The organism is Ramlibacter sp. WS9 (genome assembly GCF_003797765.1).
Classification (GTDB): Bacteria; Pseudomonadota; Gammaproteobacteria; order Burkholderiales; family Burkholderiaceae_C; genus Ramlibacter.
Genome location: NZ_RKMB01000003.1, coordinates 253,889 through 280,512, shown reverse-complemented (window position 1 = coordinate 280,512; position 26,624 = coordinate 253,889). Strand labels below are relative to the sequence as shown.

The 26,624-nt window shown below is 64.7% G+C and carries 25 protein-coding genes; 14 read left to right on the top strand and 11 right to left on the bottom strand.

The annotated features are described in order from the left end of the window. Positions 1–199: 199 nt before the first annotated feature. Positions 200–3,136 (bottom strand): Tn3 family transposase, encoded by a 2,937-nt coding sequence (locus EEB15_RS07215; protein ID WP_141509098.1) that lies wholly within the window; start codon positions 3,134–3,136, stop codon positions 200–202. A gap of 85 nt (positions 3,137–3,221) precedes the next feature. Here EEB15_RS07215 and EEB15_RS07210 point away from each other — a divergent pair, with 85 nt between their 5' ends. Then, complete coding sequence (locus EEB15_RS07210) at positions 3,222–3,527, top strand: hypothetical protein (RefSeq protein WP_141509096.1); 306 nt, start codon at positions 3,222–3,224, stop codon at positions 3,525–3,527. Here the strand turns inward: EEB15_RS07210 and pobA are convergent. Further along, positions 3,524–4,699: a 4-hydroxybenzoate 3-monooxygenase gene (pobA, locus tag EEB15_RS07205; protein WP_141509094.1), complete on the bottom strand. Its 1,176-nt coding sequence runs from the start codon at positions 4,697–4,699 to the stop codon at positions 3,524–3,526. The genes EEB15_RS07210 and pobA overlap by 4 nt on opposite strands. Before the next feature lie 130 nt (positions 4,700–4,829). On the opposite strand from pobA, the gene EEB15_RS07200 reads away from it, so the two are divergent. From EEB15_RS07200 to EEB15_RS07165, 8 genes are all read left to right on the top strand, one after another. Continuing rightward, positions 4,830–5,588, top strand: coding sequence for an IclR family transcriptional regulator C-terminal domain-containing protein (locus tag EEB15_RS07200; protein WP_141509092.1), 759 nt, complete (start codon positions 4,830–4,832; stop codon positions 5,586–5,588). 102 nt (positions 5,589–5,690) lie between these two features. Further along, entirely contained in the window at positions 5,691–6,683 is a 993-nt protein-coding gene (locus EEB15_RS07195) for a sulfate ABC transporter substrate-binding protein (RefSeq protein WP_141509090.1), read from the top strand. Then, positions 6,684–7,562 (top strand): sulfate ABC transporter permease subunit CysT, encoded by an 879-nt coding sequence (gene cysT / locus EEB15_RS07190; protein ID WP_141509088.1) that lies wholly within the window; start codon positions 6,684–6,686, stop codon positions 7,560–7,562. It abuts the gene before it with no gap. Next, entirely contained in the window at positions 7,559–8,461 is a 903-nt protein-coding gene (gene cysW, locus EEB15_RS07185; protein WP_141509086.1) for a sulfate ABC transporter permease subunit CysW, read from the top strand. The genes cysT and cysW overlap by 4 nt, the downstream gene beginning before the upstream one ends. 69 nt (positions 8,462–8,530) lie before the next feature. Then, the gene (locus EEB15_RS07180) at positions 8,531–9,646 is read left to right on the top strand and encodes a sulfate/molybdate ABC transporter ATP-binding protein (protein ID WP_141509084.1); all 1,116 of its coding nucleotides are present in this window, start codon (positions 8,531–8,533) and stop codon (positions 9,644–9,646) included. A 52-nt stretch (positions 9,647–9,698) separates the two neighbouring features. Continuing rightward, the gene (locus EEB15_RS07175) at positions 9,699–10,199 is read left to right on the top strand and encodes a disulfide bond formation protein B (RefSeq protein ID WP_141509318.1); all 501 of its coding nucleotides are present in this window, start codon (positions 9,699–9,701) and stop codon (positions 10,197–10,199) included. 77 nt (positions 10,200–10,276) lie between these two features. After that, on the top strand, positions 10,277–10,570 hold the full coding sequence (locus tag EEB15_RS07170) for a DUF1778 domain-containing protein (protein WP_141509082.1): 294 nt from the start codon (positions 10,277–10,279) through the stop codon (positions 10,568–10,570). Between the two features lie 38 nt (positions 10,571–10,608). Then, on the top strand, positions 10,609–11,079 hold the full coding sequence (locus EEB15_RS07165) for a GNAT family N-acetyltransferase (protein ID WP_233259389.1): 471 nt from the start codon (positions 10,609–10,611) through the stop codon (positions 11,077–11,079). A gap of 114 nt (positions 11,080–11,193) precedes the next feature. On the opposite strand, the gene EEB15_RS07160 is transcribed toward EEB15_RS07165, so the two are convergent. The 6 genes from EEB15_RS07160 to argA form a co-directional block, all read right to left on the bottom strand. After that, the gene (locus EEB15_RS07160) at positions 11,194–11,877 is read right to left on the bottom strand and encodes a phosphoribosyltransferase (protein WP_233259388.1); all 684 of its coding nucleotides are present in this window, start codon (positions 11,875–11,877) and stop codon (positions 11,194–11,196) included. After that, on the bottom strand, positions 11,859–12,563 hold the full coding sequence (locus EEB15_RS07155) for a dienelactone hydrolase family protein (protein WP_141509078.1): 705 nt from the start codon (positions 12,561–12,563) through the stop codon (positions 11,859–11,861). The genes EEB15_RS07160 and EEB15_RS07155 overlap by 19 nt, the downstream gene beginning before the upstream one ends. Positions 12,564–12,657: 94 nt before the next feature. After that, the gene (locus tag EEB15_RS07150; protein ID WP_141509076.1) at positions 12,658–13,293 is read right to left on the bottom strand and encodes a LysE family translocator; all 636 of its coding nucleotides are present in this window, start codon (positions 13,291–13,293) and stop codon (positions 12,658–12,660) included. After that, a complete protein-coding gene (locus EEB15_RS07145; RefSeq protein WP_141509074.1) occupies positions 13,290–13,712 on the bottom strand; it encodes a VOC family protein in 423 nt (140 codons plus the stop codon). Before EEB15_RS07145 ends, EEB15_RS07150 begins: the two co-directional genes overlap by 4 nt. Further along, positions 13,712–14,146, bottom strand: coding sequence for a hypothetical protein (locus EEB15_RS33945; protein ID WP_199236473.1), 435 nt, complete (start codon positions 14,144–14,146; stop codon positions 13,712–13,714). Before EEB15_RS33945 ends, EEB15_RS07145 begins: the two co-directional genes overlap by 1 nt. A gap of 43 nt (positions 14,147–14,189) precedes the next feature. Beyond that, positions 14,190–15,539: an amino-acid N-acetyltransferase gene (gene argA, locus EEB15_RS07135; protein WP_141509316.1), complete on the bottom strand. Its 1,350-nt coding sequence runs from the start codon at positions 15,537–15,539 to the stop codon at positions 14,190–14,192. Positions 15,540–15,642: 103 nt separating this feature from the next. Here argA and EEB15_RS07130 point away from each other — a divergent pair, with 103 nt between their 5' ends. Further along, the gene (locus EEB15_RS07130; protein WP_141509072.1) at positions 15,643–16,866 is read left to right on the top strand and encodes a diguanylate cyclase domain-containing protein; all 1,224 of its coding nucleotides are present in this window, start codon (positions 15,643–15,645) and stop codon (positions 16,864–16,866) included. Here the strand turns inward: EEB15_RS07130 and EEB15_RS07125 are convergent. Further along, the gene (locus EEB15_RS07125) at positions 16,830–18,794 is read right to left on the bottom strand and encodes an AAA family ATPase (protein WP_141509070.1); all 1,965 of its coding nucleotides are present in this window, start codon (positions 18,792–18,794) and stop codon (positions 16,830–16,832) included. The two genes, EEB15_RS07130 and EEB15_RS07125, sit on opposite strands and share 37 nt — an antisense overlap. Positions 18,795–19,134: 340 nt before the next feature. Between EEB15_RS07125 and EEB15_RS07120 the strand changes: the two genes are divergently transcribed. From EEB15_RS07120 to EEB15_RS07105, 4 genes are all read left to right on the top strand, one after another. Beyond that, positions 19,135–19,371 (top strand): DNA-binding protein, encoded by a 237-nt coding sequence (locus tag EEB15_RS07120; RefSeq protein WP_141509068.1) that lies wholly within the window; start codon positions 19,135–19,137, stop codon positions 19,369–19,371. Then, positions 19,371–19,787: a type II toxin-antitoxin system VapC family toxin gene (locus EEB15_RS07115; protein ID WP_141509066.1), complete on the top strand. Its 417-nt coding sequence runs from the start codon at positions 19,371–19,373 to the stop codon at positions 19,785–19,787. The genes EEB15_RS07120 and EEB15_RS07115 overlap by 1 nt, the downstream gene beginning before the upstream one ends. Next, complete coding sequence (hrpA, locus tag EEB15_RS07110; RefSeq protein WP_141509064.1) at positions 19,780–23,637, top strand: ATP-dependent RNA helicase HrpA; 3,858 nt, start codon at positions 19,780–19,782, stop codon at positions 23,635–23,637. The genes EEB15_RS07115 and hrpA overlap by 8 nt, the downstream gene beginning before the upstream one ends. A gap of 145 nt (positions 23,638–23,782) precedes the next feature. Further along, a complete protein-coding gene (locus EEB15_RS07105; protein ID WP_141509062.1) occupies positions 23,783–24,487 on the top strand; it encodes a (2Fe-2S)-binding protein in 705 nt (234 codons plus the stop codon). Positions 24,488–24,491: 4 nt separating this feature from the next. On the opposite strand, the gene EEB15_RS07100 is transcribed toward EEB15_RS07105, so the two are convergent. Both EEB15_RS07100 and EEB15_RS07095 read right to left on the bottom strand, forming a co-directional pair. Beyond that, the gene (locus EEB15_RS07100; protein WP_141509060.1) at positions 24,492–25,655 is read right to left on the bottom strand and encodes a pyridoxal phosphate-dependent aminotransferase; all 1,164 of its coding nucleotides are present in this window, start codon (positions 25,653–25,655) and stop codon (positions 24,492–24,494) included. After that, positions 25,645–26,589, bottom strand: coding sequence for a CysB family HTH-type transcriptional regulator (locus tag EEB15_RS07095; RefSeq protein ID WP_141509058.1), 945 nt, complete (start codon positions 26,587–26,589; stop codon positions 25,645–25,647). Before EEB15_RS07095 ends, EEB15_RS07100 begins: the two co-directional genes overlap by 11 nt. Positions 26,590–26,624 lie beyond the last annotated feature (35 nt).

The window sequence follows — 26,624 nt, the reverse complement described above, 5'->3', positions numbered from 1 at the left end:
TGTGGGGCTCGACATCCAGGTAAGGCCGCACGCGACGCCTTCTCAAGCCAACCCAGCCAAACAGCACGGATTTCTTTTTCTGCACAGAAAAAATGAAATGGAGAAATGAACGAGTGCGCTAAGTCGTTGATTCATATGGGGCGGCTTTCCGATTCTGCAAAACAAAAATGAAAAAGCGAAATGAATGACGCCGACCGGCTTAATTCGCGCGAGCTCGTTTCGATGCCATTGCCCCCTTGAGCAGTACGCTGGCGTAGCGGTCCACGCTGAAGCTCATCGTGCCCCGGAAGTTGATGTGACCGAAGTGAACCGGACCGATCTGACGCAAGATGCTGTCCTCAATCCGCTGGCCGATGGCTTTGAGGCGGTCGACGGTCTCTTGCAGCTTCATCGTGTTCCAGGCGATCACGATGTTCGTCAGCAGCGCATGTGCGCCCGAGATTGACTTCAGCTCATCGCGGCGCCGTCCGCGCTCGGCAGTGATCCGGCCGTAGTAGATGGCCCGCTGCAGCAGGTGCACGGATTCACCGCGGTTGAGCAAGGTATGAATCTCTCGCCGGAAGGTGTCGTTGGAGAAGTAGTCGCACAGAAACACTGAGCGCAGCAGGCGGCCATACTGGTCCAGGCAGCTTCGTACTTTGTCTCCTGCTGCGGCGCTGCCGTGCCGGGCGAGAGCCCACGCGACACTGACTCGCCCAGATTTGATCGAGGCGATGAGGCGCTGGGTCTGGTCCCAGCCTTCGCGGATGGCTTTCTCGGTGATGGCTGGAATCGCAATTTTCTCGAGTGCCTCCGAGATCTCGATCGTGCGAGGCATCCAGATTTTTCGGTCAGGCAAGCCGGCCAACTGCGGACACAGATCGAACCTCAACAGCTTGGCAATGCTCATCCCGGAATAGGTGTAGCCATGGGTGTCGACCGCAAGCAGATCCACTTTGATGCGGTCCTCGCTGCTGCTGTTGTAAGCCTCGATCCCATGGACGGCCGGAGCGTCCTGGCGCGTCATCAGCACGATGGGCTCCGGATAGCTGCCCAGCACATGGGTGTAGATGCCCGCCGCGGCGGTTTTGCGACGGGGATCGGTGCGGGCAATGGATAGGTGCCGCGTCGCGTCGAGCGCCATCATGTCGGCTGACGCCTTCTTCCCATCGCTCCACAGGTTGACGATCGGAAACCGTTGCTGAAAGGCCACGACGCTGTCGTTGGCTGCCCGCAGCCGCCCAGGCGCTTCCAGCATGCGCATGGCGGCTGTGACGTGGCTCACGGGCACGCCTGGGATCATGGCGGCCGCGCCTTTGGCGTCGATCTCGCTGCCGTGGGCCAGCAAGCCCGCGTACAGGGCGATCAGCTCCTGGGCACTTTCGGGTCGCCGGCCCAGCAGGGTGGTGCTGATCTGAGTGCGACTGTCGATCTCGAGGATCACATCTGGCAGCTGAGTCGTTCCGATCAGGTCGCTGAGGGCCTGGTTGGTGCGTCGAAGATCGGGATCCTCTTCGGCGGCGCGAATCGCCGGCAGCCGCACGCAGCCGGCCTCGTCGATCTCGAGCAATCCTTTGTCGAGCCCCGCCTCGACGTCTTCCAAGCCGGCGCGCAGCAACTCGTACTGAAGGTCGATCGCTCGTTGAGGGTCGAGTTCCAGACCATAGGCCTCGCAGAGGGCGACTTTGTCGCGCTCCCACTCGTCCTGCGGAATCAGAAGGCTCGCTTTGCTCTGGTAGGTGGCACTGTGGTTCACCCACACGCTTCCCCCCAGCAAGCCCTTGCGGATGCGCATCAAGGCGCAGCCCTCGAAGGCCTTCAGTGCGGCACTTCGGTCGGGCACCTCGAGCAGTGGCCGCCATTTCGAACCCACCAGCGAGCTGTCAAAGTCGACTGGAAGCTCTTTGGCGCCTGCGCTGCGCAGGGCCTGCAGGGCCGCCACCAGCCGCCCATCCGCATGTTCAGGATCGGCCTGCAGATCCAGACAGGTCATGCCGTCGAGGACTGTGCGAACGCGCGCGTTCTGCTCGGTGAGGGTTTCTCGGACGACTTCCGCGTGGCTCACTGCGGGCCGGCCCAACATATCGTCGGCCAGCGCAATGATGGCTGCCAGCCGTTCATCCGCGTTGCGCGCGGTGTCCGCAGCGATGCCCCGCATCGATTCGATCGAACTACGGTACTCGGCCGAGCGTTGTGCCTGCTTGGCCTGAACCCGCTTGGCGCCGCTGCGCACGATGTCGCTGGTGCGCCGGTTGTTCCGAAAGATCGCTTCGTCGCTGAGTTCGCCGAGTAGGTGTTTGAGAAAGCACACGATTTCGACCGAGCGGGTGTCTTTGACGCGCCGGGCGGTCTCGGATGGCGGTCGGTTAACCACGCACTGCGCAAAGGCATGGATGCGGCCGATGGAAAGTGCTTGCAGATCCCAGAGGTGGACCTCCAGCGTTTTGAGGTAGTCGATGCGCGAGTTCACCTCCTTGAGGCCCTTCACGCCGTGTTTGCCCGCCGACTGCTTCAGCCATTCGAGAACCGAGGTGCCAGGCGCTGTGCTTTCCTCATGCATGACCTTCAGAATTGCGCGAAGGCGGATCGGCGTGACAGTCGCACGAATCGTCGCCAGTGCCAGTTCCTCGATAACTCGAAAAGCGGCTCGGGCAAGGTCTTCAACGATGCGCTTTCCGGGCAGAACGATCTTGTTGTCGAAGAGCCATTCCTGTGCCGAGTTGAAGAGTTCATCGGCTGATGACGCGTCGATCGCGCGCTGCGACAAGGCGGCTTTCAAGCGTTCCTCGGCGCTCGAGTCGAAGGCGGAAAAGAGAAGCTTCTCTCGAACCCAGGCGCGGTGATTGCCAAGGGTCCGGTCAGCGTTGTGATACAGCGATTTGAGAGACGCGATCGCGGTGGTGTGGATGCCGAGCTGCTCGCACAGCAGATTCAACATCGCCGGCGGCATCTTCAACTTGGCGTCGGGATTCTTGCCAGTCAGAGCAAGGAATGAAAGCTGGACGGCCAGCCCCAGGTGATAGCGCTTCGAAAAGCTGCTGTTTCGGATCTCCTTGACCAAGTCTTCCGGGAGCCGGCAGTGCAGTTGCACGTCTTCAGCGTTCAAGCCAGATGGCAACTTCTCGTAGCCGACGAATCTGTACCGGTAACTCGACATCAATGTCCTCCTTCGCTCCGGAGGGCACTATAAAACGCAGCTAAGTTGTTGTCACTAGACGCTTATTCTCGGGTCGATTCCGATCTTGCGTGGAAACCGAGATCACCCCGGCTATCACGACATCGATGCGATCAAGCGCGACGTCGCCAACGGCGGGTTCACCGCGAAACCTGTCGTCGAAACCGTGACGGCACGCAGCCGGGCGCCGTCGGCGCGCACCGCCGCCATGGCCTACTGCCAGGGGTCACCGTGGCGCGCCGAGATCGAGGCAAAGGGCTCCCCTGGACTGGGTGAGGTCACTGCCGCGGCGGCGCGGGCGATCGAAAAGCAGTTTGGATCAGGCGCCGTGGACGGCAAGATCCAGGCACACGTGGTGACGGTTTCTCGCTAGAGCGGCAGCCCGACGTAGTTCTCCGCAAGCGCCGTCGACGCGGCCTTCGATCCCACCAGGTAGTCCAGCTCGGCCTCTTGCAGCTTCTGCCCGAACTCGCCCGCGTCGGGGAAGCGGTGCATCAGCGAGGTGAACCACCATGAGAAACGCTCTGCCTTCCACACGCGGCGCAGGCATTTTTCGGAGTAGTGGTCGACGCCCGCGCTGCTCTTGTCGCGGTAGTGCTCGATGAAGGCGGCGGACAGATACTTCACGTCCGAGGCCGCCAGGTTCAGGCCCTTCGCTCCGGTAGGAGGCACGATGTGCGCGGCGTCGCCGGCCAGGAACAGCCTGCCGAAGCGCATCGGCTCCGCGACGAAACTGCGCAGTGGCGCCACGCTTTTTTCCAGCGAGGGGCCGGTGACCAGGTGATCTCGCGCTTGCGGGTCCAACCGCGTTCTCAGTTCGTTCCAGAACGCGTCGTCGGTCCAGTTTTCCGCCTTCTCTTCCATCGGCACCTGCACGTAGAAGCGGCTGCGCGTGGGGCTGCGCATGGAGCACAGCGCGAAGCCGCGCCCGGTGTTGGCGTAGATCAGTTCATGCGACACCGGCGGGACGTCGGCGAGGATGCCGAGCCAACCGAAAGGGTAGACCTTCTCGTAGGTCGTGAGCGCGGCTTCGGGCACGCTCGCGCGGCTGACGCCGTGGTAGCCGTCGCAGCCGGCGATGAAGTCGCATTCGAGCTCGTGCTGCTGGCCGTCCTTCATGTAGCGCACTTTGGGATTCGCACCGTCGAAGTCATGGAGCGTGACGCTGTTGCCGACGCTGTAGACGGTCGTGAGCCCTTCGGCCTTGCGGGCGTCCATCAGGTCGTGCGTGACCTCGGTCTGGCCGTACACGGTCACTGTCTTGCCGCCGGTGAGCGTGCGCATGTCGATGCGGTGCCGGGCGCCCTTGAACAGCAGCTCGATGCCGCCGTGCACCAGCCCCTGTTCGTGCAGCCGCGCGCTCACGCCGCATTCGTCCAGCAAATCGGTGGTGACCTGCTCGAGCACACCGGCGCGGATGCGGCCGAGAACATAGTCGGCGCTTTGCCGCTCGATGATGACGTTGTCGATGCCGGCCTTGAACAGCAACTGGCCGAGCAGCAGGCCCGAAGGGCCGGCACCGATGATGGCAACCTGGGTACGCATGATGAATTTCTCCTGCGATGGAGCTTAGGCGGCGTGAGGGTTTCCCGATAGGCCGACAAGGGCGCGTTTGTGCGATGATTGCCGGGCTTGCGCGATCATCGCGCAAGCCTTCACGCTCGACCTTCCTTCCATGCCCATCGCCAAAGCAGACTTCATCGAAGGCATGGCCAAAGGCATGGCGGTGCTGGAGAGTTTCGACACCGAGCGCCAACGGCTCAATGCCACGCTGGCGTCGCAGCGCGCCGGAATCACGCGCGCGGCGGCGCGCCGGCACCTGCTCACGCTCACGCACCTCGGCTATCTCGAAACCGACGGCAGTTATTTCTGGCTCGCACCCAAGGTGCTGCGCTTCTCCGGCAGCTACCTGGCGTCGGCGCGGCTGCCGCGCGTGCTGCAGCCCACGCTCAACCGGCTGGCGGCGCTAACGGCAGAGTCCTTCTCGGCCGTGGTGCTCGACGGTGAGCAAGTCGTCATCATTGCCCGCAGCGGGTCCACCCGTGTGCTGGCTTATGGGCTGCACCTCGGTGCGCGGCTGCCAGCACACGCCACATCGACAGGTCGCGTGCTGCTGGCTGCCAAGACCAAGACCGACTTCAATGCCTGGATGAAGGGCCGGGAACTGGCGCGCCTCACGGCGCGCACGACCGTCGAGCCCCGCAAGTTCCGCGCGCTCATCGATGAGGTGCGCAGCCAGGACTGGTGTGTTGCCAGCGAAGAGCATGAGCTGGGTGTCCACGCCCTCGCTGTCCCGCTTCGAAACATGCAAGGGCAGACCGTGGCCGCGCTCAATGTGGTGGCGGCTCCGCACCGCCTCGAAGCGGGCCAAATGCAGCGCGACCTGCTGCCAATGCTGCTGGATGCAGCAAGGGAACTGCGACCTTTGTTGTAGCGGGCTTATTCAGCCCTTCGCATTAGCTAACAACAAGACGGTCGTTGGGAAGTGGGGTTCCAACCCCAAAATCACAGGTTGCTTGCATTGGAAAGCTCAACCATGAACTTCAAGACCAAAACCTTCATCGCCGGCCTGGCGCTTGCAGCCAGCGGTATCGCCGGCGCGCAGACGCTGCTCAATGCCTCTTACGACGTAGCCCGCGAGTTCTACAAGGACTACAACGGGGCGTTCGTCGCGCACTACAAGAAGACCACGGGCAAGGACATCAAGATCGACCAGGCCCATGGCGGGTCCAGCGCGCAGGCGCGTGCCGTGGCCGACGGCCTGGACGCCGACGTCGTGACCATGAACACGACGACCGATGTCGAATTTCTGGCGGAGAGGGGCGTGGTGGCCAAAGACTGGGCCAAGCGCTTCCCGGACAACGCCGCTCCCACCACGTCGACGATGCTGTTCCTGGTGCGCAATGGCAACCCCAAGGGCATCAAGGACTGGGACGACCTGGTCAAGCCCGGCGTGCAGGTGGTCGTCGTCAACCCGAAGACCGGCGGCAATGGCCGCTATGCGTACCTCGCCGCCCTGGGCTATCAGAAGAAGAAAGGCGTCACCGACACGCAGCAGCAGGAGTTCATGGGCAAGCTGTACAAGAACGTGCCGGTGCTCGCGCGCGGCGGCCGCGATGCCACCACAGCTTTCCTGCAGCGCAGTACCGGCGACGTGCTGATCACCTTCGAATCCGAGGTGGAATCCGTCAACAAGGAATTCGGCGCCGACAAGGTCGACGTCGTCTATCCGTCGATCAGCATCGTGGCCGAGAACCCCGTGGCGGTGGTCGAGCGCACGGTCGCGAAGAAGGGCACCGGCGATCTGGCCAGGGCCTATCTGCAGTACCTGTACTCGGAAGAAGGGCAGGAGATCGCCGCCAAGCACTCCATCCGCCCGCGCTCGCAAGCGGTGCTGAAAAAATACGCCAACACCTTCAAGCCGATCAAGCTGTTCACGGTGCAGGAGTTGTACGGTTCCCTGTCTGAAGCGCAGAAAGTGCACTTCAACGACGGCGGCCAGTTCGACAAGATCTACACCGTCAAGTAGATGAGCGCTGCTGCCATTGGAGTGCCGCTGCCTGGAGCGGCGGTGCCTTCCCGGGGCGGGAACAAGAAGGTTCTCCCCGGCTTCAACCTCACCCTGGGCTATACGCTCCTGTACCTGAGCCTGATCGTCCTGATCCCGCTCTCGGCGCTGGTGTTCAAGACCTTCACGCTGACCTGGGACCAGTTCTGGGCGGCGATCAGCTCGCCACGCGTGCTCGCGTCGTACCGGTTGACTTTCGGCGCCTCGTTCATCGCGGCACTGGTCAACGTGGTCTTCGGCCTGCTGGTGGCATGGGTGCTGGTGCGCTACACCTTTCCGGGCAAGAAGATCGTCGACGCGCTGGTGGACTTGCCGTTTGCGCTGCCCACGGCCGTGGCGGGCATCTCCCTCACGGCGCTGCTAGCGGGCAACGGCTGGATCGGGCAATACCTCGAGCCGCTGGGCATCAAGCTGGCTTTCAACCCGAACGGGGTGGTGATCGCGCTCATCTTCATCGGCCTGCCGTTCGTGGTTCGCACGGTGCAGCCTGTGCTGGAAGACACCGAGAAGGAGCTTGAGGAAGCCGCAATGTGCCTGGGCGCGACGCGCTTCCAGACCTTCACCCGCGTGATCTTCCCGTCCATCGCACCAGCGCTGTTGACAGGCTTCGCGATGGCCTTCGCCCGAGCCATCGGCGAATACGGATCGGTGATCTTCATCGCCGGCAACATGCCGATGGTGTCGGAGATCACGCCGCTGGTCATCATCGGCAAGCTGGAGCAATACGACTACGCCGGCGCAACCGCCGTGGCCGTGGTGATGCTCGTCATCTCGTTCGTGCTGCTGTTGGTGATCAATGCCCTGCAGGGCTGGCAGCGCCGCCGATCGGGGGGCTCATGAGCAATCTCACCAAGAAGCGCGTGATCACCACCGAAGCGCCGTGGGTACGCTACACGCTCATCGGCATCGCACTGGTATTCCTGCTGCTGTTCCTGGTGCTGCCGCTCGCGGCGGTGTTCACCGAAGCGATGCGCAAGGGCTTCGGTGCCTACCTGGAGGGCTTGCGTGAACCCGACGCCTGGTCGGCGATCAAGCTCACGCTGATCACCGCCGCCATCGCTGTGCCGCTGAACCTGGTGTTCGGCGTCGCCGCGGCGTGGTGCATCGCCAAGTACGAGTTCCGCGGCAAGGCGTTCCTCACCACGTTGGTCGACTTGCCGTTTTCGGTGTCGCCTGTGGTCGCCGGTCTGATCTACGTGCTGATGTTCGGCGCGCAAGGCTGGTTCGGCCCCTGGCTGGCGGCGCACGACATCAAGATCATCTTCGCAGTGCCGGGCATCGTGCTCGCGACCATCTTCGTGACGTTTCCGTTCATCGCGCGCGAGCTGATCCCGTTGATGCAGTCGCAAGGCAACGACGAGGAGCAGGCCGCCATCGTGCTGGGCGCCAACGGCTGGCAGACCTTCTGGCTCGTGACGCTGCCCAACATCAAGTGGGGCCTGATCTACGGCGTGATCCTGTGCAACGCGCGGGCCATGGGCGAGTTCGGCGCGGTCTCGGTGGTGTCGGGCCACATCCGGGGCCAGACCAACACCATGCCGCTGCACGTGGAAATTCTCTACAACGAATACCAGTCGGTGGCGGCGTTTTCCGTCGCTTCGCTGCTGGCCCTGCTGGCCTTGGTGACGCTGGTCATCAAGTCGGTGGTGGAGTGGCGCCACGAGCGCGAAATGAAAGCGGCGGCGGAAGCGCCGCCCGAACGGCCTGTATTGTCCCCTCGCCCGTTGGGAGAGGGCTAGGGTGAGGGCACGCGAGCCCCTCACCCCAACCCTCTCCCCAGAGGGGCGAGGGAGAAAGAGAGAAGAACCATGAGCATCGAAATCCGCAACGTCAGCAAGAAGTTCGGCGACTTTCACGCGTTGCGCGACGTGTCGCTGGACATCAACTCCGGCGAACTGATCGCGCTGCTCGGCCCATCGGGCTGCGGCAAGACCACGCTGCTGCGCATCATCGCGGGGTTGGAAACAGGCGACGCGGGCAGCATCCTTTTTTCGGGAGAGGACACCACGGATGTGCACGTGCGCGATCGCCAGGTGGGTTTCGTGTTCCAGCACTACGCGCTGTTCCGCCACATGACGGTATTCGAAAACGTGGCCTTCGGCCTGCGCGTCAAGCCGCGCGGCCAACGCCCGAGCGAAGCGCAGATCAAGAAGAAGGTGCACGACCTGCTGGGCCTGGTGCAGCTGGGCTGGCTCGCCGACCGCTTCCCCTCGCAGCTGTCCGGCGGGCAGCGCCAGCGGATCGCGCTGGCCCGCGCCCTGGCGGTCGAGCCCAAGGTGCTGCTGCTGGACGAGCCGTTCGGTGCGCTGGACGCGAAGGTCCGGAAGGAGTTGCGCCGCTGGCTGCGCCGCCTGCACGACGAATTGCACGTCACCAGCATCTTCGTGACGCACGACCAGGAAGAAGCGCTGGAAGTGGCCGACCGCGTGGTGCTGATGAACAGCGGCAAGGTGGAGCAGGTCGGTTCGCCCCAGGAGGTTTGGGACCATCCGGCCAGCCCGTTCGTCTACGGGTTCCTGGGCGACGTCAACCTGTTCCACGGCCGCGCCCACGAGGGCGAGGTTCACCTGGAAGGCATGCAGCTCGATTCGCCGGAGCATGCGCATGCGCAGAATGCCAAGGCGTCCGCGTACGTGCGGCCGCACGACCTGGACGTGCAACGCTATTCGCCCGGGGAGGGCCTGGACGCCTCCGGACGCCCGCGCGGCATCGTGGTTCAATTGAGCCGCGCCATTGTGGTGGGTCCGATCGCCCGGCTGGAACTTATTCCGGCCGACGACAACAAACCGGCGGGGGACAATCAGGATTCCATCATCGAAGCGCAGATTCCCGCGCAGCAGTTCCGTGAGATGGGGTTCAAGGAGGGTGAGACGCTGGTGGTGACACCGCGCCGGGCCCGCGTTTTCGTGGAAGGTGCCGCCTGACCGGCCCTTCATTGGCTGGTTTGGAGGATGAGTCTTGATCGATTGGTTTGACATGGCGCCGCGCCGCATCTTGGCGCTCGTTGCCGCTGCCTGCGTGGCGATGCTTGCGTTCGGCATGTACCTGCAGCACGTCGTGGGCCTGGAGCCTTGCCCGATGTGCATCGTGCAGCGCTATGCATTGGTGCTGGTGACGCTGGCCGCGGGCCTTGCCGCCTTCTCCCGCAGCCGCGGCGCATGGATTGCCGGCAGCGTGCTGATGCTGCTGTTCTCGGGCTTCGGTGCTTTCGTCGCGGCCCGCCAGAGCTGGCTGCAGTGGTATCCGCCCGAGATCGCGTCGTGCGGCCGCGATTTCTACGGAATGATCGAGACTTTCCCGCTGCAACGCGCCATTCCCATGATCTTCAAGGGCAGCGGCGATTGCACGAAGATCGACTGGACCTTCCTGGGCGGCTCCATCGCGAACTGGTCGTTCGTCTGGTTCGTGTTCTTCGCGCTGGTCGCGGTCGCGCTGGTGATTCGCCTGGCGCGGCAGCCGCGCCTCGCGACCGCCTGAGTCGCAAGCGCGCAGCGCTTGCAAGTGTTCGCCCAATGTACTAACATGACGTACATTGACAAACAGGGATCCGCATCATGGCTGAAGTTGTCCTGCGACCATCTTCGCGCTCCGCGCGTTTGGGAATCCGCGCGACTCCGGAGCAAGAAGCCATCCTCAAGCGCGCGGCGGAAGCCCGGCATAAATCGCTGACCGAATTCATCCTTGATAGCGCCTGCAGCGCAGCTGAGCAAACCTTGCTCGACCAGCGTCTATTCGTCGTGCCGACCGGCCAGTACGAGACGCTCATGGACATGCTGGATCGTCCGGCGCAGCCGAACCCCGGGCTTGAGCGGTTGTTCTCCAAGAAGGCGTCCTGGGAGAAGCGCTGATGTTGTGCGCGCCGCGGCCGTTGGCCGCGGATGACCTGTTGGACGGATTCGACTGCGGCAAACCTTCCCTGAACGAATGGTTGGCTCGGCATGCCCGCCAAGCCAGCGCCAGTGGTTCGGCTCGCGCCTTCGCCGTCGTGGACGACGCGAACGATGCTCGCACGGTCGCTGGTTACTACAGCCTGGCCGTTGGCCAAGTCGATAGTCTGGAGGTGCCTGAACGTGTTCGCAAAGGCATGGGCCAATACCCGATTCCGGTGGTCTTGCTCGCCAGACTCGCGGTGGACCAACGCTACCACGGGCAAGGCGTTGGACAGGGGCTGCTTCGTGATGCCATCACCCGGGCCCTGACGATCTCCGAACAGGCTGGCGTGCGCGCCATGATGACGCATCCGCTCGACGCAGAGGCCATCAGCTTCTATCTCAAATTCGGGTTTATTCCATCCCCCGCCGGCGAGGGCATGTTGCTCCTGTTGCTCAAGGACGCCCAGCGGCTGCTCCTCGGATGAGACGAGGGCCGCTACCGCGAAACGCTCCATTGGTTTGCACGCCCCATCAACGCCACTTGGCACAGTAGTCCGAACGAAACCGCGATTCGCGGGTGACCATGATTGCGCCTGCTTTCAGTGGATCGACAACGCGCGTAGACGCCTTGACTCGTCGAGCAGCTGGTGCACTTCTTCGTCGCTGGCCTGTGGGAATTCCTGGTACCACAGCCCCACCGCACGGAAGGGGCTCGGCATGGCAGCACAGATCACTTCGTCGGCGTCGCGGCGCAGCATGGCGCAGGTGTCCTCCGCGCCCACCGGCACGCCGACGACGAGCCGGTGCGGCTTTTGCTGGCGCACTGCCAGTACCGCGGCGCGCATCGTGGAGCCGGTGGCCAGGCCATCATCGACCAACACCACGGTGCGCCCCTGGATGGCGATGGCGGGGCGGCTACCGCGGTACAGCAGCTCACGGCGCACCAGTTCGTCCTGTTCGCGTGCCACGACGGCGGCCAGGTCTTCAGGCGACACCGGAACATCCACCGCAGGGTTCATCACGCGCACACCGCCGCTGGCGATGGCACCCAGCGCGTACTCCTCGTGGCCCGGATAGCCGAGCTTGCGAACCACGAAGATGTCCAGCGGCGCCTGCAGCGCCAGCGCCACTTCGAAAGCCACTGCGACACCGCCGCGGGGCACGCCCAGCACCAGCAGGTTGGGATCACCCCGAAGATGTTCCAGCCGTTCTGCCAATACCCGGCCTGCCTGGCGCCGGTCACGCAGCGGCAGCTGCACGTCCTTCATGTGGCGTGCTCCCATGCGGTGTGCTCTGCCTTCGCCATGTGGGCGGTGAACCAGGCGGTGGCGAGTTCCTGAACCTGTTCCAGCGCGCCACGCTCTTCGAAGAGGTGCGTGGCGCCGGGCACGATCTTCAGCTCCTTTTCGCACTGCATCCGCTTGAATGCTTCCTGATTGAGCTCGATCACGCCATGGTCGGCGCCGCCGACGATGAGCAGGGTGGGCGCTTTGACGGCGGCCAGTGCGGCCGGGCCTGCGAGGTCGGGCCGTCCGCCCCGAGACACGACGGCGGCGACCTTGTTGCCGAGGCGGGCCGCGGCGATCAGCGCCGCAGCGCTGCCGGTGCTGGCCCCGAAGTACCCCACCGGCGCGTTGCTCAGTTCAGGCCGTGACCCAACCCACGTTGTCGCGTCCTGCATCCGGCGCGTGAGGAGAGGAATATCGAAGCGGTGCTCGCGGGTATGCAGGTCGACCTGTTCTTCCTGCGCGGTCAGCAGATCGAACAGCAGGGTGCCGATGCCCGCTTGCTGCAGCCGCAGTGCTACCTGGCGATTCCGCGCGCTGTGCCGGCCGCTGCCGCTGCCATGCGCGAACAGCGCCACTCCCGTGAACGCTGTTGGCAGCACCAGATCGCCGTACAACCAGGCATCGCCTGACGGAATACGGACCTCTCGCGCAGCGGAAGCGGGCGTAGAGTTGTTTTGCATGGGGCATCTCCACGCACAACGCTAGGCTCTGCGCCGCGCAACCGGTGTCAGACCGGGGCCATACCTGTGTAGGAGACCCCTTCGGGTTCAAGCCTCAGGCGTTGGCGCGGCGATAGAACGCCAGCGAGCCGGCCAGCGCGAGCAAGGCGCCGCCGCAGCCCCTGTCCAGCCATTTCGTGGCTGAGGCTTTCAGTAGCCGGACGGCGCGCGCTCCCGTGACGGCATAGGCGAACATGACGACGAAATCCAATGAGGCGAACACGATCGCGATCGTGACGTACTGCGGCGCTTGCGCGGCCGCCGGGTCGATGAACTGGGGCAGCAAGGCCGAGCAGAACAGGTAGCCCTTGGGGTTGGTCACCGCGACCAGGAAAGACTTCATGAAGATCGACCGGGCCGTCGTGTCGTGGGAGGCGCCGGTGCCGGCGGCGGGCACTTCGAAGCCGCCTTGCGAACGCAGCATGCGGATGCCCAGCCACGCCAGATAGGCAGCGCCGACCCATTTGAGCACCGAGAACCAGAATTCGGACGCCGCCAGCAGCGCGCCCAGTCCGAGCGCCACGGCGCCGACCAGAACGAGATCGGACAACACCGCGCCCAACATCCCCGGCAGCGACCGGCGCACGCCGAAACGCGAACCGTTGGCCAATGCGAGCAGGACGGTGGGGCCGGGCGTGGCGATGGCCACCAGGGCAACGGCGGCAAACAGCAGCAGGGTGGTGAGGTTCATGTCGTGGCAGGGGGTGGATTGGGTGGGCCTTTGAGTTCTACCACGTTGCCTTCCGGATCGGGCAGGTAAACGGATGGCCCTTCTCCGTCGGCACCATAGCGTTGGCCGATCTCGCCGGGATCGGCGCCTTTGCCGACCAGCCAGGCCCTCAATGCTTCGCCCTCGAAGGGATCGACGCGCAGGCAGAAGTGATCCAGGTTGCGGCCCTCGCGCCCCGGTGCGGCGCCGCCGGCCCGGCCGAGTTTGCCGTCCAGCGTGACGAAGTCGATGAGCGATGCGCCCGCGCGCACCTGGTACAGGCCCAGCTCCTCCTGCTGGCGCTCCATCGTGCAGCCGAGCACATCGATGTAGAAGCGCAGCATGGCGTCCACGTCCCGCACACGCAGGACGATGTGGTCCAGCTGCAGGATCATGAACATCAGCGCTTGGCCGCTGTGCCCTCGCTGGTGAGGCGGCGCGGCGTGGTCTTTGCGAATCGAGCCAGGACGAGCGCCAACGCATCGGGATCGGTCGCTTCCAGTTTTTCGAGCACGGCCATCGCGGAGCGCGAGAGCTTGGCCTTGTTGAGGCGCTTCACGGTCTCGATCTCGTGATAGGTCGCTTCCAGCTTGGCCTGGGCCTCTGCCGCCTGTTCAGGCGGCACCGTGTCGGGGCTGGTGCGCGACAGCAGCACCTCGGTGAGCCAGCCCAGCTGCCGCCCGTACGAAGCGATGTCGGCAATCTGCTTCTCGACCTCGCCGTTGCCTGCCTCAGGCGGAATCTGGGAAAAAAAGTCAGGGTCGATGCGCTGCGCCACGCTGCCCGAAAACGGAAAGTGGAATTGCGGTGACCAGAACCATAGCCATGGGTACATGTGTGACTCCCTGTCTGTCTCAGTTTCAGTTTCAGTTTCAGTTTCAGTTGAGTTTCTTGACGAACACCAGGCTCTTGCGGTTCCAGTTGTACTTGCGCTTGCGCGCTTCCGGCAACCAGTCCGGGTCGACCTGGACGAAGCCGCGCTTCAAGAACCAATGCATGGTGCGGGTGGTGAGCACGAAGATGCTGTCCAGGCCCATGGCGCGGGCGCGTTGCTCGACGCGCTTCAGGACTTTTTCTCCGTCGCCCTGGCCCTGGCTTTGCGGCGAGACCGTCAGAGCCGCCATTTCGCCGGTCTTTGACTCGGGATACGGATAGAGCGCCGCGCAAGCGAAGATCACGCCGTCGTGCTCCACGATGGTGTAGTTGGCGATATCACGCTCGATCTCGGTGCGATCGCGCTTGACCAGCGTGCCGTCCTGCTCGAACGGTTCGATCAGCTGCAGGATGCCGCCCACGTCGTCGGCGGTGGCTTCGCGCAGTTCCTCCAGCTTCTCGTCGATCACCATGGTGCCGATGCCGTCGTGCACGTACACCTCCAGCAGCAGCGAACCATCGGTGGCAAAGGGGATGATGTGGCTGCGTTCGACGCCGGCCTTGCAGGCCTTGACGCAGTGCTGCAGGTAGAAGGAGGTGTCCGTCGGGTTTTGCGGCGGCGGCAGGCTGGCCAGCAGTTGCTCGGCGGCGGCCAGCGGCAGCTCGGTGTCGATCGGATTGTCTTCCCCATCCGGTTCCAGCGGCTTGACGCGCACCCCGGGGATCTCAGACAGGAAGACCAGCTTGTCGGCTTGCAGCGCGATGGCCACGCTCGTCGCCACCTCTTCCATCGTCAGGTTGAAAGCCTCGCCGGTGGGCGAAAACCCGAAAGGCGACAGCAGCACCATCGCCCCGAAATCGAGCGTGCGCGTGATGCCGCCCACGTCGACCTTGCGAACGAGGCCGGAATGCTTGAAATCGACGCCATCGACCACGCCCACCGGGCGGGCCGTGATGAAGTTGCCGGAGATCACTCGCACGGTGGAGCCGGCCATGGGCGTGTTCGGAAGGCCCTGGCTGAATGCGGCCTCGATTTCGTAGCGCAGCTGGCCAGCAGCCTCCTGCGCCGAGTCCAGCGCCACTTCGTCGGTGATGCGCATGCCGTGCGAATACTTCGCCGCGTGGCCCTTGGCCTTGAGCTGTTCGTTCACCTGCGGTCGGAAGCCGTGCACCAGCACCACTTTCACGCCCATGCTCTGAATGAGCGCCAGATCCTGCGCGATGTGTTGCAGCTTTCCGGCGGCGATGGCTTCGCCCGCCATGCCCACGACGAAGGTCTTGCCGCGGTGCATGTGGATGTAGGGCGCGACCGAGCGGAACCAGGGCACGAACGTGAAGTTGAAGACGGTGGACATCGGCGCGGCAGGCGAAAGCATGAAAGGTGTCGGGAAAGTGTAAGGCAATCACCTGGGTGGCCCGATTGCCTTTCGTGGGGCCGGCAGGTATGGTCTGTGGCCAATGGATGCGGTTGCGATCGGTTTCTGGGGAGCCTTCTTCGGCAGCGTGGCCTTGATGCTGGCTGGGTCTCTGGCCGCGTTCGCGGCTTCGCTCCAGCGGGTGGCCCTGACCGCGGCGCTGTCGGCGATGGTGTCAGCCGTCTTCGCCGTGGCTTACCTGGGCTGGCTGCCGATTGCCGATCCCACGGTGCAGGCCCGCCTGCTGGCCCACGTTGCAGCCATCAGCGCGGTCGTGCTCGGCCAGATGCTCCTGGCCATGCTGGGCTTGATGCGCGACCGCTCCAAGGCCCGAAGGATTCGAGGAGCGCTGTTGGCGCTGGCCGGCGTGGTGTTGCTGGTCGGCTGGACGCTCGAGGCCGAGCAATCGCTGGCGCTGAGCTCGATGATGGCTTTCGCAGTGGGAGCGGCCATGCTGGTGGCCTGCGTGCGCAGTGCGCGGCGCGGCGACCGGCTCGCCTGGGTCGCGGTGTCGGGCGTCTCGTTCATGCTGGTGGCGGTCGGCGGGCTCTCCTGGATCGCGCTGCACCGCGACGGCGTTTCCTGGCCCGTGCACGCGGTCAGCGCCGTGGCAGGCATGGCCTATCTGGCTACCATGGCGACAGCCTTGTGGGCCCGCTACTCGTACCTGATCGAGTTGCGCGCGGCAGTGGCCCATGGCCCCAGCTACGACCCGGTCACACGCATGCGCTCGCACGCCGAGACGGGGCAGATGGTGGGACTCGCTTTCTACAAGCAGCACGAGGATGTGACCCGCGCGTTGGGCGTGATCGTGGTCTCGATCGGCAATCTCTACACGCTCGAGAACCTTCACGGTCGATCGGCCCTCAATCACGCGCTGTTCGTCTGCGCCAGCCGCCTGCGCCGCTGTGTGCCGGCCGAAGTCGAGATCGGGCGCCTCGGCGACGATGGCTTCCTGCTCCTGGTGCGCCGCACGGCCGACATGCAGCGCCTGCTGCAGCTGGGCCGGCTGGTCGCCGACCGGTTGTCGCGGCCCGTGGTGCTCAGCGAAGGCGCCGCGCCCACTGACCTGGATGTGGGGCGGGCGGAGTGGGGCGCCCAAGTCGGTGTCGGCGTGCTAGCGACGACCGCGCAAGTGCGGCCCTCTGCGGCCGTGGCGATGTCGCGAGCGATGTCTCGCACCGCGTGGAGCTATGACAGCCGCGTCGCCTGGCACGACCAGGCATCGGGTCAGATTGCCGAGGTGCCGGACGTTGAGCCGGCGTGAGCGGATGCGCGCGTCGAGCTGACTTTGTCCAGTGCGGCAGCACCGGCGCGAAAAGCCTCCAGCCGCGCGGCGTAGGGTTCCAGGACGCTCAGGTCGCCGCCGGTCTTGAGGCCAAGCAGATGCGCGACTTCCTCGCGCGGCACGCTGCCGTTCTGCACCAGGCAGTCCACCAGCTTGACGAAGACGGCGGCATGGCCGTTCAACAGCGCCAGGGCGCGAGCGTATTCCTGTGCCAGCAGGGCCTCGATTTCCTCATTGGTCGCGTCGACGCCGGTGTTGAGGTTCTCGTCCGGATCGCGCGCGACGTCGGTGCGGCTCAAGCGGCTGCCGAAGCCGTGGTGCCGCACGAACTGCGCGGCTGCCGCCGTCGCGGTGCGCAGGTCCTGCTCGGCGCCGGTGGTGCAGGCCGCCTTGCCGAACACCATGTGCTCGGCGGCGCGGCCCGACAGGCCCACGCAGATGCGGTCCAGGCAGTTGCGGCGCGAACTGGCCTTGAGCGCGCTGTAGCTGTTGTAGCCGCCCTCGAAAGACGCCACGTTGATCTTGATCTCTTGCGGCGGCCGGCCAAACAGCAGGCCATATGCCAGGCCGTGGCCGGCCTCGTGCACCGCCAGCAGCGCGCGGAAGTCCGGGTTGGCACGCTGCTTGAGCCGGTTCAGCTCGAAGTTGGCGGCAAAGAAGCGCTCGTGGCCGTCGAAGCGCACCCGCAGGCCTTGTCGCGCGACGTCGAACGAGATCGTGCCCGTGTCGCCGGCCGCAACGCCGCCTTCCAATGCCCACAGCGCCGCGTCCACCAGCGTCGCGCTCAGGATCGCGTGAATGGACGAGAACAGCGGCCGCGTGCCCTGCGCCGGGAAGACGGCATTGGCGTAGATTTGCTCCAGCAGGCTGGCGTCGATGCGAAAGCGAACGCCTGACGTGGCGGTGACTTCGGCCAGGTAGCGGTCGCAGATGGACACGATCAGGCGCTCGTAGGTCGCGCGGCTGAACGAAGGGTAAATGACGTGGTTGTTGCCCAGGCGCGCGATCTGCTCCGGCTTGAAGCGGTCGGATAGGGCCTTCTTCACGTCGATCAGCGACAACTTGCGCGTGAGCTCGTGGAAGATGTCGGCGTCGGTGTCGCAGTCCTCCACGCGCGTGGCCATCTCGCTGTACATCTCGTCCAGGTTGCCGGCCACGAACACCAGCAGTTTGCTGTAGTCGGTCTCCCAGGTCTGCTGCTGGCCGCGGAATTCGTAAATGCGGGCCTGCAGCTGCGCGGGCTCCCAGGCCATGATCTCCAACAGCGGTTCCTTCAGCTTGAGGCTGCGCTTGAGTTCCTTGGCTTCGTAAGGCGACAGGCGGAACTTGGCCTTCTTTGCCTTTTCCTCGTCAGTGCGTTCGTCTTCGCCGTACTGCGACCAGGCCAGCGTGGACTCAATCTCGCCGAGAAAGGACAGCGAAGGTGCGAGCCGGCCGTCGGACAGCAGCGCCCAGACGTCCTGGTAGCGCTCGACCTTGATGTCGGTGCCCTTGGTGTCGACGGTGCGAAAGCGCTGGAACTCGTCCAGCACCAGGATGCCGGGCTCGCCTTCCTCGATGCCGGATTCGGCCAGCATGGCAGAGACCGAGCCCGCGGTACGGTAGCCGGAGCCATGGCTGAAGCCGTCCATCTGGACTTCGATGAAGCGGTCGTAGAAACCCAGCTTCTGCGCGAGCTTGCGCGTCAGCTGAGTCTTGCCGGTGCCGGTCAGGCCCCACAGGCAGACGATGACCGGCCGGCTGATGATCTGCGGCAGGACGTACCAGGCGCGCAGCGAATCGATGACGCGGTCGATCACGTCATCGATGCCGAACAGCTCGGCCTTCAGTTCCTGCGCGACTTCGCGCAAGCGGGCGGTGCGCTCCGACAAGACGGCGCGCAGCGCGGGATCGACGATGGTTTGCATGGTGTGCAACGAAACAAGAAAAATAATGACGGGCCACGGCCGGCCCGACCGTGGCAGGCAGCAAGAAACCAGGTGGGGTCGGGCGTCGCGTCCGGCAGGACGCGCGCGGGGCGGCGTCAGGCCAGGGAGAAACGCATGACCCCGCCGCGCAAAGCGCGGCTTGCGGTGCCTAAGCACAAGCGGGAGGGCATGGTGATTGCAAACATGGGAGGGCGATGATACGAGCAGTGCCCCGGTTTCTGGAAGGGCTTTCGGCAGCGTGTTGCCCACTTGTGGCCTGGCCGCAACGATGGCGCCCTGGTGCTATCATTGCTATCAACAAGGTCGAAAGGAGCCACCCATGAGCCAACTGGTTGTCCGCAACGTCGACCCGCCGCTGGTGCTGGCGCTCAAGCAGCGCGCCGCCAAGCATGGCCACAGCGCGGAAGAAGAGCATCGGCGCATTCTCGAAGAGGCCCTGAGGGCGCCGAAAAAGAAGAGCTTCGTCGAGGTGTTGATGAGCATGCCCGATGTGGGCCTGGATGAAGATTTCGCCCGCCACCCGGCCAAGACCCGAACCGCACGCAAGAAGAACTGATGTACCTGCTGGACACCGACGTGGTGAGTGAACTGCGCAAAGGGGCCCGCGCCAATCGAGGCGCGGTGGCGTTCCTGCGCGATGCCCAGGCAGCGCGGCGTGCCGTCTACCTGTCCGTCATCACACTCGGCGAGCTGAGGCACGGCATCGAGAAAGTGCGGCACCGCGGTGACGCATCCCAGAGCGCGCTGCTGGAAAAGTGGCTGGACCGGGTGACAGGCGAGTTCGAAGGGCAGATCCTTCCCTTCGGCGAGGAGGCGGCGCAGGTTTGGGGGCGCCTTCTCGTGCCGCACGCCCAGAACATCGTCGACAAGCAGGTCGCGGCCATTGCCCTGGTGCATGGCCTGACGGTGGTGACACGCAACACCGCGCACTACAAGCCCACCGGCGCAGCCTTGGAAAATCCCTTTGTCTGATCGACTGCCGGTTTCGATCACCTTCCCCGAATCCCTGCCGGTCTCCGCCAAGCGCGAGGAGATCACGGCCGCGATCGCGGCGCACCAGGTGGTCATCGTCTGTGGCGAGACCGGCTCGGGCAAGACGACTCAGCTGCCCAAGATCGCCCTCGCGATGGGCCGGGGCAAGCTGAACTATCCGGGTGGCAAAGGGCCATTGATCGGCCACACGCAGCCGCGCCGGATCGCCGCATCCAGCGTGGCCAAGCGCATCGCCGAGGAGTTGAAGACGCCGCTGGGCGAGGTGGTCGGCTTCAAGGTGCGCTTCCAGGACAGGCTGTCGCGCGACGCCTCGGTCAAGCTGATGACCGACGGCATCCTGCTGGCGGAGACGCAGACCGATCCCCTGCTCAAGGCCTACGACACCATCATCATCGACGAGGCGCACGAGCGCAGCCTCAACATCGATTTCCTGCTCGGCTATCTGCGCGAGATCCTGCCGCGGCGGCCCGACCTGAAGATCATCGTCACGTCGGCCACTATCGACGCGGACCGCTTCGCGCAGCACTTCGGGTCGGCCAAGGGGCCGGCGCCGGTGATCTACGTCTCGGGTCGGATGTTTCCGGTGGAGCAGCGTTGGCGGCCGTTCGAGGACTCGCGCGACTACGGGCTGAACGAGGCCATCGCCGATGGCGTGGATGAACTCTGGCAGGGCGGCGGTGGTGGCGACATATTGGTCTTTCTGCCCGGCGAGCGCGAGATCCGCGAGGCTGCGGACCACCTGCGCAAGCACCTGTCGCATCAGCCGCTGACGCGCAACGCGGAAGTGCTGCCGCTCTTCGCGCGCCTCTCGCAGGCCGAGCAGGACCGCATCTTCGACGACCACAACGGCCGGCGCATCGTGCTCGCCACCAACGTGGCCGAGACTTCGCTGACCGTGCCGGGTATCCGCTACGTGATCGATGCCGGCACGGCGCGCGTGAAGCGGTACAGCTTCCGCAGCAAGGTGGAGCAGTTGCTGGTGGAGCCGATCAGCCAGGCCGCCGCCAACCAGCGCGCGGGCCGCTGCGGCCGCGTGGCCAACGGTATCTGCATCCGCCTTTACGACGAGAAGGATTTCGCGGGGCGGCCACGGTTTACCGATCCGGAAATCCTGCGCTCCTCACTGGCCGGCGTCATTCTGCGGATGAAGTCGCTGCGCCTGGGCTCGGTGGAAGACTTCCCCTTCATCGAGGCGCCTTCTCGACGCGCCATCGCGGATGGCTACCAGTTGCTGAACGAGCTGGGCGCCGTGGACGACGGCAACGAGCTGACGCCCATGGGTGGCGAGTTGGCCAAGCTGCCGCTGGACCCGCGCGTGGGCCGGATGATCCTGGAAGGGCGCGAGCGCGGTGCGCTGGACGAAGTGCTTGTCATTGCATCTGCACTTTCCGTGCAGGACGTGCGCGACCGGCCGATGGAGATGCAGACGCAGGCCGACCAGCAGCACGCGAAATTCGACGACGAGAAGAGCGAGTTCTCCGGCTACCTGAAACTGTGGAAGTGGCTGGAAGACTCGAAGGGCGGGCACGGTAAGGAGCACAAGCTGTCGAACCGGCAGTACGAACAGCTGCTGCGGCAGAACTTCGTCAATGTCCGTCGCGTGCGTGAGTGGCGCGACATCCATAGCCAATTGCACACGGTGGTGGCGGAGCACAAGTGGCGGCTCAACAGCCAGCCGGCGAGCTACGAGGAACTGCACAAGTCGATGCTGGCGGGCCTGCTGGGCAACATCGGCGTCAAGCCGGAGGACGAGGATGTGTACCTCGGCGCGCGCGGCATCAAGTTCTATCGCCATCCCGGCGCGCACCTGAAAAAGAAGCCCGGCCGCTGGATCGTCAGCGCGGAACTGGTGGAGACGACGCGCCTCTTCGGCCGCGGCATCGCGAACATCGAGCCGCTGTGGATCGAGCACGTGGCGGGCCACCTGCTCAAGAAGCAGCTGCTCGATCCGCACTGGGAAAAGAAGGCGGCTGAAGTGATGTCGCTGGAACGCGCGACGCTCTATGGCCTGGTGATCTACAGCGGCCGGCGCGTGCCGTTCGCGCGTGTCGACCTGCAAGGCGCGCGAGAGATCTTCATCCGCGAAGGGCTGGTGGCCGGGCAGTGGGACACGAAGCTGCCTTTTCTTGCCGCCAACCAGAAGCTCGTCAAGCAGGTCGAGGAGCTGGAACACAAGTCGCGCCGGCAGGACGTGCTGGTGGACGAGGAACTGATCTACGCGTTCTACGACAAGTTCATCCCGCGCGACGTGTTCAGCGGCGCGACCTTCGAGCGCTGGTTCCGTGAAGCGAGCCGGTCCAACCCGGCGTTGCTGAAACTCACGCGCGACGAGCTGATGCGGCACGAGGCGGCCGGCATCACCACCGACGCGTTTCCGAAAACGATCCGGCTTGGCGGCGTCGATTGCGCCGCGGCCTACCTGCACGAGCCCGGTGACATACGCGATGGCCTCACGGTGACGGTGCCGCTGTTCGTGCTGAACCAGGTGAGCGAGGAGCGAGCCGAGTGGCTGGTGCCGGGCATGCTCAAGGACAAGGTGCAAGCGCTGCTCAAGAGCCTGCCGCAGCGGCCGCGTTCGCGTTTCGTGCCGTTGCCGGAGTCGGCGACGCGGCTCGCCGGCCAGCTGTCGCAGCCGCAGGCCTGGGCAGTCGGGTCGCTGACCGATGCGCTTCTGAAGCTGGTGCGAGACGCCACGAGCCTCGATGTGAAGCGTGCCGACTTCAAGCTGGACATGCTGCCGGCCCACCTGTTCATGAATATCCGCGTGGTCGACGAGCACGGCCGGCAGATGGGCATGGGGCGCAACCTGGGTGCGTTGAAGGCGGAGCTGGGGGCGCAGGCGCGGGGCGCGTTTCAGGCACTCGCGGGGATGAAGGTGGCGGCGAAGACCGACCCTCACCCCAGCCCTCTCCCGCAAGCGGGAGAGGGAGCCAAACTCCCTCTCCCCACCGGGGAGAGGGCGGGGGTGAGGGGTGTATCAGACCAGCGATACACCGCCTGGACGTTCGGCGAGCTTCCCGAACTGATGGAAGTGCGCAAGGGCGGCACGAGCCTCATCGGCTTTCCTGCCCTGGTCGACTTGGGCGACGCCGTCACGATCGAGGTTTTCGACGAACCGGAAGTGGCGGCGGCGAAGCACCGCACGGGACTGCGCCGCCTGTTCGCGCTGCAGATCCGGGATGCGCTCAAGTACCTGGAAAAGAACATCCCGGACCTGCAGAAGATGGCCGTGGCCTACATGCCGCTCGGCACCCACGAAGAACTGCGGGAACAGATCATCGAAGTCGCCCTGGACCGCGCCTTCATGCAGACGCCGTTGCCGGACGACGAGCCCGGCTTCAAGCGGCGGATCGAGGAGGGGCGCGGCCGCCTGACGCTCATTGCCAACGAAGTGGCGCGCCTGGCGGGCACGGTGCTGATTGAGTACGCGTCGGCGGTGCGCAAGATCAAGGACACGAAGAACCAGCCCGACGCTACAGGCGACGCGGCCCAGCAACTACAGCGGCTGATGCCCAAGCGATTCCTGGCCGTGACCCCTTGGGCACAGCTGCAGCACTTCCCGCGCTACCTGAAAGCCATCGTGCTGCGGCTGGACAAGCTGCGTGCCGATCCGGCACGCGATGTGTCCCGCATGGCCGAACTGAAGCCGCAGGAACAGCGCTATTGGCGATTGGTCGCCGAGCGCAAGGGCGCAGTCGATGACCGCATGCAGGAGTTCCGCTGGCTGCTCGAAGAACTGCGGGTGAGCTTCTTCGCCCAGGAGCTGCGCACGCCGCAGCCCGTGAGCGTGAAGCGGTTGGAGAAATTGTGGGGCCAGCTCAATAGCTGAAAGGCAGGCTCGCCGGCCTGGAGATTGCCCATCGGCCCGAACGGTGCATCCATACGGCTGCGCATTCGGCGTGCATGGCTACTTTCATCTTCGGTACAAAGCCCGGTGCTGCGCGGCCGGGTCGCATGGTCTACTTCGAGCGACTATGGATCGACGCAGCTTCATCGAGTCGTGCACGGCGGGCGCGGCATGCCTGTCGGCGGGCACGGCGCTCCCCGCATTTGCTGCCAACGCCAAGCCCAGGTCCTATGCGAAAGCGTTGCTGGTCAACGCGCAGGGCGAGCCGCTCAAGGCGTCGCGTCTCAAGCCGCTCACCAATTACGTCTTCCATTACCCCTACGAAGCGACGCCGGCGTTCCTGCTGGACCTGGGCAAGCCCGCCAATCCGCAGTCGCTGAGCACCAAGGCCCGGGACGCCTATGCCTGGCCCGGCGGGGTCGGCGCGAACCGGAGCGTGGTGGCTTTTTCCGCGATCTGCGCGCACCAGCTGGTCTACCCCACACGCGACGTGAGCTTCATCAGCTTTCGCAAAAACCGGGCACAACGGGGTGTGCAGGACGCCTTGATCCACTGCTGCGCCGATCACAGCCAGTACGACCCGGCCCGCGGCGCCGAAGTGCTGTCCGGCCCCGCGTCACAGCCCTTGTGCGCCGTGCTGCTGTCGCACGACACCCAGCATGACACCCTCACCGCTTATGCAACGCTGGGTGGCGAGCTGTTCGACGACTTCTTCAAGAAGTACGAAATGAAGCTGAGCCTGGAGGTGGGTCCCAAAGCCAGGAATCCCGTCGCCGGGCAAGCGGTGGTGAGCGAGCTGGAGAAGTTCTGCCGCAACGCGATCCAGTGTTGATGCGCTACAGCTTCGCCAGCCGATCCAGTGCCGAGTGCAGCGTTTCTTCCTTCTTGGCGAAACAGAAACGCACGACGCGCTGGTCGAAGCCGTTGCCGTAGAACGCCGACAGCGGGATGGCGGCGACGCCGATTTCCGCGGTGAGCCATTTGCAGAATTCCGCCTCACCCAGGTCGCTGACCTGCGAGATGTCCACGCACTGGAAATAGCTACCCTGGCTGGGGAGAAGTTTGAACCGGGTACGCGACAGTCCTTCACGGAACAGGTCGCGCTTGCGCTGGTAGAACGCCGGCAATTGGAGATAGGGCGTCGGGTCGGCCATATAGGCCGCCAGTGCGTGCTGAACCGGCGTGTTGACGGTGAATACGTTGAACTGGTGCACCTTGCGGAATTCCGCCGTCAGGGACGCGGGTGCAGCCACGTAGCCGACCTTCCAGCCCGTCACGTGGTAAGTCTTGCCGAAGCTCGAGACGATGAACGCGCGCGCTGCGAGCCCGGGAAAGCGGGCCGCGCTCTGGTGCGCCTGGCCGTCGAACACCATGTGCTCGTAGACCTCGTCGCTGATCAGCAGCACGTCCGTCGGCGCCAGCAGGTCCTGCAGCTTGAGCATGTCCTGCGCCGACCACACGGTCGCGCTCGGGTTGTGCGGGCTGTTGACGAGGATCGCGCGCGTCTTCGAGTTGATGGCTGACGCGATCTTGTCGAAATCGGGGCGGAAGGTGCCCGGCACCAGCGGCACACGCACCACCGTGCCGCCGGCCAATTCGATGTTGGGAACGTAGCTGTCGTAGCAAGGCTCCAGCACGATCACCTCGTCGCCCGGCCGGACGACCGCAAGGATCGCCGTGATGATGGCCTGCGTCGCACCGGCGGTGATGGTGATTTCCGATGCCGGGTCGTAGCTGTGGCCGTACATCGCCTCGATCTTGGCTGCCACTGCCGCGCGCAGCGCCGGCACGCCGGTCATGGGCGGATACTGGTTCAGGCCCTGGGTCATCGCGTCGGTAACGGCTTCCACCAGGCGCGGGTCGCAATCGAAATCCGGAAAGCCCTGGCCGAGATTCACCGCGCCGCGCTCGGCGGCCAGCGTCGACATGACAGTGAAGATGGTCGTGCCGACGGCGGGCAGCTTGGTCTGCAGGACGGGCGTGCGGGGCTCAGAGCTCATAGTCGTTTACATGGCCAGTCATGGCTTTGGCGATGAGGTTGCGGTCCAGGCGGTCGGACAGCAGCTCGGCGAATTTGTACACGAAGTTGCGCAAGTACGCGCTGCGCTTGAAAGCGACCCGGGCCAGGTTGGGGCCGAACAGGTGGCCCAGCGGACGCACCGCCAAGTCTGTGTTGCTGCCATCGTCACGCACGGCCATCTCGGCCACGATCCCGATGCCCAGGCCCAGCCTCACGTAGGTCTTGATCACGTCCGAATCGATCGCCTCCAGGGCAATGCGCGGCACCAGCTTCTTGCTGGCGAAGGCGGTGTCGATGCGGGTGCGGCCCGTGAACGAAGGGTGATACGTGATGATCGGCTCGGCCGCGAGCTCCTCCAGGTGGATGCGCTCCTTCTTGACCAGCGGATGGTTCAAGGGCAAGACCAGCACGTGCTGCCATTCGTAGCAGGGCAGGGTGACCAGTTCCTGGTAATCCGACAGGGACTCGGTCGCGATACCGATCTCGGCGACCTCGTCGATCACCATGCGTGCCACCTGGTCCGGGGAGCCCTGGTGCAGGCTGACGTTCACCTTGGGGTAGGCCTCGCGCAGTTTCGCCACAGGCACCGGCAGGACATAGCGTGCCTGGGTGTGGGTCGTGGCGATGGAGAGGGTTCCGCTGTCCTCGGCGCTGAACTGCTCGCCGATGCGCTTCAGGTTGCCGACCTCCCGCATGATCAGCTCGATGCTCTTGAGCACGTGCTGGCCGGGCTCGGTCACGCGTTTCAGGCGTTTGCCGTGGCGCGCGAAGATCTCGACGCCCAGCTCTTCCTCCAACTCGATAATGGCCTTCGAAACGCCGGGCTGGGAGGTGTGCAATGCCTTGGCCGCCTCGGTCAAGTTCAGGTTGCGGCGCACGGCCTCCTGGACGAATCTGAATTGGTGAAGATTCATACCGAATTTCTTCTAAGAGAGAAATTCATTATGCA